The following is an 8393-nucleotide window of genomic DNA, read 5'->3' on the forward strand; positions in this document are numbered from 1 at the left end:
CGGTTTCGGAGTGGTGCGTGTTGAACACCGGGTGGGTCAGGAAGTCGGTGGTCCTCCGGGTCAGCTTCGCGTCGCCACCGTCCACTAAGGACTGTCCAAAAGCCGCACACACCTTGGCGAGGTCGGCTTCGGTGGTCGTTTCGTCGCACGCGATCCCGACCCGGTCGTCGTCGATGAGGCGCAAATTGACGCCCAGCTTCTCGGCCTTGGCCACGACCTCGCGCGCCGTGCCGGGGGCGAGCGCGGTCACCGTGTCGAAGAAGCTGTCGTGCTCCACGTCCAGCGAAGCGGCGAGGCGTGCGGCCATGCCGTGCACGCGGTGCGCGATCGCGCGCAGGCCGGCCGGGCCGTGGTACACCGCGTACATGCTCGCGATCACCGCGAGCAGCACCTGCGCGGTGCAGATGTTGCTGGTCGCCTTCTCCCGCCGGATGTGCTGCTCACGCGTCTGCAGGGCCAGGCGGTAGGCCGGGTTGCCGTCGGCGTCCTTGGACACGCCCACCAGCCGGCCCGGCAGCGAGCGCTCCAGCCCTTTGCGCACGGCCAGGTAGCCCGCGTGCGGGCCGCCGAAGCCCATCGGCACACCGAAGCGCTGCGTCGTGCCGCACGCGATGTCGGCCCCGAACTCGCCGGGAGCCTGCACCAGCGTCAGCGCCAGCAGGTCGGCGGCCACGGTCACCAGCGCGCCCTTGGCGTGGGCGTCGACTGCGAGCGCCGCGTAGTCGCGCAGCGCGCCGGAGGCTCCGGGGTACTGCAAATGAACGCCGAAGCAGTCCTCCGGCAGGACCTCGTCGAAGAGCTCAACCTCGATGCCCAGCGCCTCGGCGCGGGTCGCGATCACCTCGACGGTCTGCGGGAACGTGTCGGCGTGCACCGCGTAGCGCATCGACTTGGCCTTCGACACCCGGCGGGCCAGCGTCATCGCCTCGGCCGCGGCCGTGCCCTCGTCGAGCATGGATGCGTTGGCGACGTCGAGCCCGGTCAGGTCGCACACCATGGTCTGGAAGTTCAGCAGCGCCTCCAGCCGGCCCTGGCTGATCTCCGGCTGGTAAGGGGTGTAGGCCGTGTACCACGCCGGGTTCTCCAGCACGTTGCGCTTGATCACGCCCGGGGTGTGGGTGCCGTAGTAGCCCAGCCCGATCATCGAGGTGAGCACCCGGTTGCGCCCGGCCAGCTCGCGCAGCTCGCGCAGGGCCTCGGGCTCGGTGGCCGCGGCGGGCAGGTCCAGCGTGCCATGCCAGCGGATGACCTCAGGGATGGCCGCGTCCATCAGCTCCTCGACCGAGCCGTAGCCGATTGCCTTGAGCATGTGATCGGTGTCGGCGGCGGTGGGCCCGATGTGCCGGTCGGCGAAAGCGTTCATCGCAACTCCGTGTAGATGCACTTGAGGGACAGGGCGTCGCCCTCCCCCTCTGTCGCACTGGCACTCCAGAGTCGCCTAACCCACGTGGTCCTGGTGCCTGAGAGGTTCCGGGGAGGAATTGCCCCTTCGGCGCCGCGCCTGGCGGGAGCGGACTCTCCCACGCGGTATATCAGCACGTGCAACGCTACCAGCCACCCGTTACAGAAGCGGTACCGGCTCGGCCGCCGATCCAGCCGGGCTAGGCTGACGAACTATGACCTATGTCGCAGCCCCCGACCGCTATGGCGCCATGCAGTACCGCCGAACCGGCCGCAGCGGGCTCAAGCTTCCCGCCATCTCGCTGGGGCTGTGGCACAACTTCGGGCACGACCGTCCATGGCAGACGCAGCGGGCCATCGTGCGGCGCGCGTTCGATCTGGGTGTGACGCATTTCGACCTGGCCAACAACTACGGCCCGCCCTATGGGTCGGCGGAGGAGAACTTCGGCCGGATGCTCGCGGCGGACCTGCGTCCGTACCGCGACGAGCTGATCATTTCGACGAAGGCGGGATACGACATGTGGCCCGGCCCGTACGGCGAATGGGGCTCCCGCAAATATCTGCTCGCCTCGCTGGACCAGTCGCTGGCGCGGATGGGACTGGACTATGTGGACATCTTCTACTCGCACCGGTTCGACCCGGACACACCACTGGAAGAGACGATGGGTGCGCTGGACGCGGCCGTGCGGGCGGGCAAGGCGCTGTATGTGGGGATCTCGTCGTACTCCAGCGCCAACACCCGCGAGGCGGCCGCGATCCTGCGGCAGATGGGCACGCCGCTGCTGATCCACCAGCCGTCATACTCCATGATCAACCGCTGGCTGGAGCGCGACCAGCTGCTGGACACGCTGGAGGAGGTGGGCGCGGGGTGCATCGCCTTCTCCCCGCTGGCGCAGGGCCTGCTCACCGATCGTTATCTGCGGGGCGTGCCCGACGACTCGCGCGTGCGCACCGGAGGCGCGCTGAGCGAGTCGCACCTCACCGAGAGCAACCTCGCCAAGGCCCGCGCGCTGAACGACATCGCCCAGCGGCGCGGCCAGTCCCTGGCCCAACTGGCGCTGGCGTGGGCGCTGCGCGACCCGCGCATGACCAGCCTGGTGATCGGCGCGTCCAGCATCGCCCAGCTGGAGGCCAACATCGGCGCGCTGGACAACCTGTCGTTCACCGACTCCGAGCTCGCCGAGATCGACCAGTTCGCCACCGATGAGTAGCGCCGGTCCACGCCGTCCTACTGGGGACGAGAGGGGTACACCATGAAAAAGATCATCGCTGGCCTGTTCATGGCGCTCGACGGTGTTGTCGAGGCGCCCGACCAGTGGCACTTCCCGTACTTCAACGACGAGATGGGCCGCTCCGTGGACGCGACCTTCAGCCAGGCCGACATCATGCTGTTCGGCCGCAAGACCTATGACAGCTTCGCCGGGGCCTGGCCCGAGCGGGAGGCCGCAGGCGACGAGGACGCCCTGTTCGCCAAGCGACTCGGCGACGTCCGCAAGATCGTCGTGTCCCGCCGGCCGCTCGAATTCCACTGGCGCAACTCCGAGCAGCTGCAGGGCGACCTGGTCGAGACCGTCGCGGCGCTCAAGAGCGAGGGCGACGGGATCATCGGCATGAGCGGCTCGGTCTCGGTGGTGCGCCAGCTGCTGGCCGCGGGGTTGCTGGACGAGCTGCACCTGCTCGTGCACCCGATCGCCGTGCGCAAGGGCATGCGGCTGTTCGACGAGGGCGACAGCAGCGTCACGCTGAAGCTGGTTTCGTCCGAGAGGTTCGAGACCGGGGTGCTGGAGCTCGTCTACGCGCCCGACGACGTGACGCGTGAGGGCGGCTACGCCGAGGCCAAGACCCACCTGCCGCAGGAATGACGCGCTGAGCTCAACTGGCTTTGCGGCGCGCGCGGCGCGCCGCAAGCTCGTCGGTCATGCCGACGCCTTCGGCAGCGGCGGGCCACTGGGGCGCCTGTGTGGGAAAGGGTGGCGGCACCACCTCCGCCCCGCGCTCCGCGGGCAGGTGTGACAGCGACCCCTGCACCTCCTTGAACGCGCCGCCGATGGCGATGCCGAACACGCCCTGCCCGCCCTGCAGCAGGTCGACGACCTCCTCGGGCGAGCGGCACTCGTACACCGAAGTGCCGTCGGAGATGAGCGTGATGGTGGCCAGGTCGTCGGCGCCGTAGGCGCGCAGCGTCTCGATCGCGCGCCGGATGTTCTGCAGCGAGACCCCCGCGTCCAGCAGTCGCTTGACGACCTTGAGCACCACCAGGTCACGAAACGAGTACAGCCGCTGCGTGCCCGAACCGGAGGCGTCACGGATGCTCGGCACGACCAAACCGGTGCGCGCCCAATAGTCGAGCTGCCGATAGCTGATGCCCACCGCGGAACAAGCCGTCACGCCGCGATATCCCACCGCACCATCTTCATCGGACACTGAACTACTGCCGGTCTCCGAGTAGTTGGGCTGCTGCATCCGACTACCTCCCGCGACGTACCTGGACGCAACCCTATAGCGCATCGGGCCCGGATGAGGGGAGGCAACCTCGCGACACGCCACATTCGGGTCCGCGGCCGTCACCCGGCAGCCGGCTCGATCGTTAAGACGCGAAGTCTTCCGGCCGGACCTGCTCGAGGAACTCGCGGAACTTCTCCACCTCGTCCTCCTGCTCGTCCGGAATGATGATCCCCGCCTCGTCGAGCACCTTGTCGGCGCAGCGCACCGGCGCGTTGGCCCGCAGCGCGAGCGCGATCGCGTCGCTGGGCCGGGCAGACACCCGGATCGCGCCGTTTTCCCCGATCACCAGGTCGGCGTAGAAGATGCTGTCGCGCAGCTCGACGATCTCGACCGCGCGCAGCGGGGCCGACAGCGCCTCCAGCAGATCGCGCAGCAGGTCATGGGTCAGCGGCCGGGCGGGCTTGACCCCCTGCTGCTCATATGCGATGGCGGTCGCCTCGACCGCACCGATCCAGATCGGCAGATACCGATCTCCCTCGACCTCTCTCAGCAGCACGATCGGCTGGTTCGTGGGCAGCTCGACCCGAACACCGACGACGCTCAGCTCGCGCACTTCGAGCCCTCCTCCAACCCTTCGTGGACCGCCTCGCCTTGACGGCGTACCCCTTCGTACTGCACGCTACACGCTCATCCCGGGAACGGCTGTTCTCCAGACGCCTCAATGACCGAGCGTCTCATCGAGCCCCAGCCGAAGCAGCGCCAAATGCAATCGTTGGGACAGCAGCATCAACTCGCGCAGGGCCTCGTCGGCCCGCGCTCGCGACGCCAGGTCGCGCCGGTCTCCAGTGTCGCGCAGGCTGGCGTGCTGGCGCAGCATCGGCGCGACGACCTGCGCGAACAGCCCGGCCTCGCGATCGGCCGCGGCGCGATAGGGGCGCAGGTGGCGCGGTTGTATGCCGTATGCTGCGAGCCGCCCGGCCACCTCGGCGACCGTCACCGCGTCTGAGTCGAACCAGTCGCCGGCGCGGGCCGTGACCAAGCCGTGCCGTTCAAGGTCGGCCAGCAGCGCGGCGTCGATGCCGGCCCGGGTCAGCAGTTCGTCGCGATGCACGCGCGACGGCTCCTCCGGCACGAAGTCGTCGGTGACCGCCACGAGCGTGGGCCGCGTTGGTGCCTGCACGTGCGCGCCCTCGTCGAGCTGCTGCCGGATCACGCGCAGGGGAAGGTACTGATCCCGTTGCGCGGCAAGAACATAGCGCAGCCGGGCGACGTCTTCGGGGCTGTATTTCCGGTACCCCGACGGCGTGCGCTGCGGCTGGACCAACCCCTCGGTTTCCAGGAAGCGCAGCTTGGAGATCGTGGTGTCGGGAAACTCGGTGCGCAACTGCGCCAGCACCTCGCCGATGCTCAACAGTGACGGATCGCGTGCCGCCTGGCCGGGTTGGCCCGCTTGGCCCGCCTGCTCAGCCCGCACAGCGGGACCCTCACCCCTCCTCGGTGCGCGGTCCTGCGATGTAGACCAGCCGGAACTTGCCAATCTGCACCTCGTCGCCATTGTTGAGCGTGGCCGACTCCACCCGCTCGCGGTTGACGTAGGTGCCGTTGAGGCTGCCGACATCGCGCACGGTGAAGGTGGAACCGTCGCGGTGGAACTCGGCGTGGCGGCGGGAGACCGTGACGTCGTCGAGGAAGATGTCACTGTCGGGATGCCGACCGCTGGTGGTCACGTCGTGGTCCAGCAGGAAGCGGGCGCCCGCGTTGGGCCCGCGCCGGACCACGAGCAGCGCCATCCCGGGTGGCAGCTGGCTGGAGACCCGACCCGGCACGACATCAGCGTCGGGCCCCTCGGGGATCTCGTCGAGGCCGAGATTGAGGGTCGACGTGACGTCGAGCTGGGGAAACTCGTCGTCTGGACGCGTCATCGGACCACCTCGTGGCTAAAGTCTCAAAAGGGCTGCCTAGCACCTGCTGTGCGAGCCTAGTCAGGTTGGATTTCGGCGGTCAACCGCAACGCGCGGCCTCCCGCGTTGGCCTCGTCACGGGCGGGGCGCCGGTTGGCGTGTCCCGCCCGGGTGTCGGCCCGGGGCACTACTTCGTGAGCTGGCTGTATCCATCGGAGTCGAGCAGGCTGCCGACCGCCTCCGGGTCGGTCAGGCGGATCTCGACCAGCCAACCCGCTCCGTACGGGTCTGAGTTGATCGTCTCCGGTGAGTCGACCACGGCCTGGTTGACCGCGGTGATCTCACCGGACAGCGGGGCGTAAATCTCCGAGACGCTCTTGGTCGACTCGACCTCGCCGAACGAGTCGCCCGCGGTGACCTGCGCGCCCACCTCGGGCAGCTGCACGTAGACGATGTCACCGAGGGCATCCTGCGCGAAGTCGGTGATGCCCACGCGCACCACACCGCCGCTGGGCTCGGCGACCCACTCGTGCTCGGCGGTGAACCGCAGCTCATCAGGAATCTTCACGTGGCATCCCCTTCATCAGGTGACCGGTCTCGCGTATTCCAGCTCCGGAACGGAGCGCGTTTCGTTGATCTCCACGACGTCCATCTGGTTGACGATCACGTTACCGCCGTCGGTTCGGGCGGCCGCCACCACCCCTCCGGCGATCTCCATCGCGGGCTTGAGGGTGGCCGGATCGCCGACCGCGCGGATCGTGTATGGGCCGGTGAGGCGCCTGCCGTCGACGCGAACACCGCCGGCGCTGTCGTCGACGAAGGAGGTCGACGCGATGATGCGCACCGACCCGCCCGAGCCGTCGATCTGCAGCGCCTCGGCGCCCGCCCCGCGCAGCTCCTGCACGGCGTTCAGCAGCGTGCCGGCCTTGATCTTGCCCGTCTCGTCGACGAACCGCAGCATCACGCCCGGCCCGCGCGCCTTGAGCGTGCCCGCCAGGATCCCGAGCGCGTCGGCCCGTGCCTTGGCCTCGGCCAGCGCGGCATCCCGGCCCGCCGCGCCCGACTGCAGCTCCCGCCTGGTCTGCTCCAGCGACGTGATGTCCTGGTTGAGCCGACGCTCGTAGGCGTCCAAATCGGACATGATCTGCAGCAGGTCGCCCTCGCGCGCCGACGCGTAGGCCGCGTCACCCGCGTTGCTGCGGATCTGCACCACGAACGTGAAGCCGAGCAGCGCCAGCAACACTCCAATCAGGGCACCCGCACCGCTGACCTGCTTGCGCCGCGCCTCGTCCGCCGCCTGGGGTGCGACGGGCTCGGACTCGTCTTGCGCAACCGGCGCGGACTCCTCCAGGCCGTCCGGATCGGGCTGGGCGAGGGGCGCCTCCCTGGAAACCGGCTCGCCGCCCGAGGCAGACGCATCGCGGGAGCCTGACGCGGCACCGGAGACCGGCTCGCCGCCCGGGACGGGTGCGTCGCCGGAAGCGGGCGTCGCCGGCGGAATCGGGATTTGCCCGGGCTTCTGCTCGTCGGTCATCGCCTCACGCCCTAAACAGGTGCCGCCGGATGGCCGCGACGTTGCCGAAGATGCGCACGCCCAGCACGACCACGACTCCGGTGGACAGCTGCGGCCCAACCCCGAGCTTATCCCCCAGGTACACAATCAAGGCCGCCACGAGGACGTTGGAGATGAACGAGATCACGAACTGCTTGTCGTCGAAGATGCCGTCGAGCTTGGCCCGCACCCCGCCGAAGACCGCGTCGAGCGCCGCCACCACCGCGATCGGCAGGTAGGGCTGCAGGGCAAGGGGCACGGTCGGCTCAAGCAGCACGCCCGCCACGACGCCGACGATCAGCGCCAGAACTGCGATCATCTCCCACCTCCGGAGGGCGACGGCGATGGCGACGCCGACGGTGCGCTGGGCACGCCGGCAAAACGCAGCTCGGGCAGCACCGCCGCGGGAAGCACCAGGTCATCCTGCCTTGAAATCTTGAATCCGAACCGATACTCGGGTCGCTCCTGCAGATCGCGATAGACCTGCGCGGTGACCGACTTGGAGAACCTGTCGAACAGGTCGCGCGGCCCGATGGCGGTGATCTCGTAGGGGCTCGCCACGGGGAAGTCACCCACGTAGATGCCACCGCCCTTGCGGATCGCCGTGAGCGACGTCAGGCGCCGCCCGTTGATGGACACGGCCTCCGCCCCGTAAACCCACAGAGCGTTGACCAGCTGCTGCAGATCGTAGTCGAGGATGCGGGCCTTCTCGTTGCCGGCCGCGTCGGGCCCGTCGGAGATGCGCACGATCACGCCGTCGCCGGTCACCTTGCGTGTGCCGGTGGCCGCCTCCAGCTGGCGCAGCTGCTCGATCTGCTCCGGATCGGACAGTGCCGCGTCGCGCAGGTTGGACACGTCGGTCTGCAGCGACTCCGCGGTCGCGGCGAGCACCGTCGTGCGCTCCTTGCGCACGGTGATCTGCTTGATCAGCTCCATCCGGTTTCTTTCGCGCTCCGGCTGCTCCATCACCACCTGGCGGTAGGCGACGGTGAACAGAAAGCCAATCGTCGCAAGCGCGATCAGCGCCGCCGCGCGCCGGGTGGCCCGCCGCCACCGGGGCAGCGGCGGCCGGCTGGCCCGGTGGCGGGCCGCCT

Annotated in this window: 10 protein-coding genes, 1 pseudogene and 1 riboswitch; of the genes and pseudogenes, 2 read left to right on the plus strand and 9 right to left on the minus strand. The window is 69.1% G+C overall.

What is annotated here, in order from left to right:
* Nucleotides 1-1363, minus strand: a pseudogene (locus tag DM816_RS37650) (glycine dehydrogenase); the annotation flags it as partial.
* A 75-nt stretch (nt 1364-1438) separates the two neighbouring features.
* Nucleotides 1439-1533: riboswitch (glycine riboswitch) on the minus strand.
* A gap of 83 nt (nt 1534-1616) precedes the next feature.
* Here DM816_RS37650 and mgrA point away from each other — a divergent pair.
* Both mgrA and DM816_RS37660 read left to right on the plus strand, forming a co-directional pair.
* The gene (gene mgrA, locus DM816_RS37655) at nt 1617-2612 is read left to right on the plus strand and encodes an L-glyceraldehyde 3-phosphate reductase (protein WP_117215281.1); all 996 of its coding nucleotides are present in this window, start codon (nt 1617-1619) and stop codon (nt 2610-2612) included.
* 42 nt (nt 2613-2654) lie between these two features.
* Nucleotides 2655-3263, plus strand: coding sequence for a dihydrofolate reductase family protein (locus DM816_RS37660; RefSeq protein ID WP_117215282.1), 609 nt, complete (start codon nt 2655-2657; stop codon nt 3261-3263).
* 10 nt (nt 3264-3273) lie between these two features.
* Here DM816_RS37660 and DM816_RS37665 read toward each other — a convergent pair whose 3' ends face one another.
* The 8 genes from DM816_RS37665 to DM816_RS37700 form a co-directional block, all read right to left on the minus strand.
* A complete protein-coding gene (locus tag DM816_RS37665; RefSeq protein WP_117215283.1) occupies nt 3274-3864 on the minus strand; it encodes a MerR family transcriptional regulator in 591 nt (196 codons plus the stop codon).
* 124 nt (nt 3865-3988) lie between these two features.
* Complete coding sequence (locus DM816_RS37670; RefSeq protein ID WP_117215284.1) at nt 3989-4459, minus strand: bifunctional nuclease family protein; 471 nt, start codon at nt 4457-4459, stop codon at nt 3989-3991.
* 105 nt (nt 4460-4564) lie between these two features.
* Nucleotides 4565-5320 carry a transcriptional regulator FtsR gene (gene ftsR, locus DM816_RS37675; RefSeq protein WP_246002581.1) on the minus strand — a complete coding sequence of 252 codons (756 nt, stop codon included), beginning with the start codon at nt 5318-5320 and terminating at the stop codon, nt 4565-4567.
* 10 nt (nt 5321-5330) lie between these two features.
* A complete protein-coding gene (odhI, locus tag DM816_RS37680) occupies nt 5331-5768 on the minus strand; it encodes an oxoglutarate dehydrogenase inhibitor Odhl (RefSeq protein ID WP_117215286.1) in 438 nt (145 codons plus the stop codon).
* A 166-nt stretch (nt 5769-5934) separates the two neighbouring features.
* The gene (gene gcvH / locus DM816_RS37685) at nt 5935-6315 is read right to left on the minus strand and encodes a glycine cleavage system protein GcvH (RefSeq protein ID WP_117215287.1); all 381 of its coding nucleotides are present in this window, start codon (nt 6313-6315) and stop codon (nt 5935-5937) included.
* Between the two features lie 15 nt (nt 6316-6330).
* Nucleotides 6331-7281 carry a DUF881 domain-containing protein gene (locus tag DM816_RS37690; RefSeq protein WP_117215288.1) on the minus strand — a complete coding sequence of 317 codons (951 nt, stop codon included), beginning with the start codon at nt 7279-7281 and terminating at the stop codon, nt 6331-6333.
* A 4-nt stretch (nt 7282-7285) separates the two neighbouring features.
* Nucleotides 7286-7618, minus strand: a complete 333-nt coding sequence (locus DM816_RS37695) for a small basic family protein (RefSeq protein WP_117215289.1) — start codon at nt 7616-7618, stop codon at nt 7286-7288.
* Nucleotides 7615-8393, minus strand: a 779-nt coding sequence (locus tag DM816_RS37700) for a DUF881 domain-containing protein (protein WP_162908245.1), incomplete at its 5' end; no start/stop codon positions are given. The genes DM816_RS37700 and DM816_RS37695, both read right to left, overlap by 4 nt.

This window comes from Allorhizocola rhizosphaerae (assembly GCF_003426775.1).
GTDB classification, from domain to species: Bacteria; Actinomycetota; Actinomycetes; order Mycobacteriales; family Micromonosporaceae; genus Allorhizocola; species Allorhizocola rhizosphaerae.

Excerpts from the sequence above, each read along its gene's own strand:
- DM816_RS37660 (WP_117215282.1), top strand. The coding sequence starts at position 2,655 with ATGAAAAAGATCATCGCTGGCCTGTTCATGGCGCTCGACGGTGTTGTC.
- DM816_RS37695 (WP_117215289.1), bottom strand. The coding sequence starts at position 7,618 with ATGATCGCAGTTCTGGCGCTGATCGTCGGCGTCGTGGCGGGCGTGCTG.
- DM816_RS37665 (WP_117215283.1), bottom strand. The coding sequence starts at position 3,864 with ATGCAGCAGCCCAACTACTCGGAGACCGGCAGTAGTTCAGTGTCCGAT.
- odhI (WP_117215286.1), bottom strand. The coding sequence starts at position 5,768 with ATGACGCGTCCAGACGACGAGTTTCCCCAGCTCGACGTCACGTCGACC.
- DM816_RS37690 (WP_117215288.1), bottom strand. The coding sequence starts at position 7,281 with ATGACCGACGAGCAGAAGCCCGGGCAAATCCCGATTCCGCCGGCGACG.
- mgrA (WP_117215281.1), top strand. The coding sequence starts at position 1,617 with ATGACCTATGTCGCAGCCCCCGACCGCTATGGCGCCATGCAGTACCGC.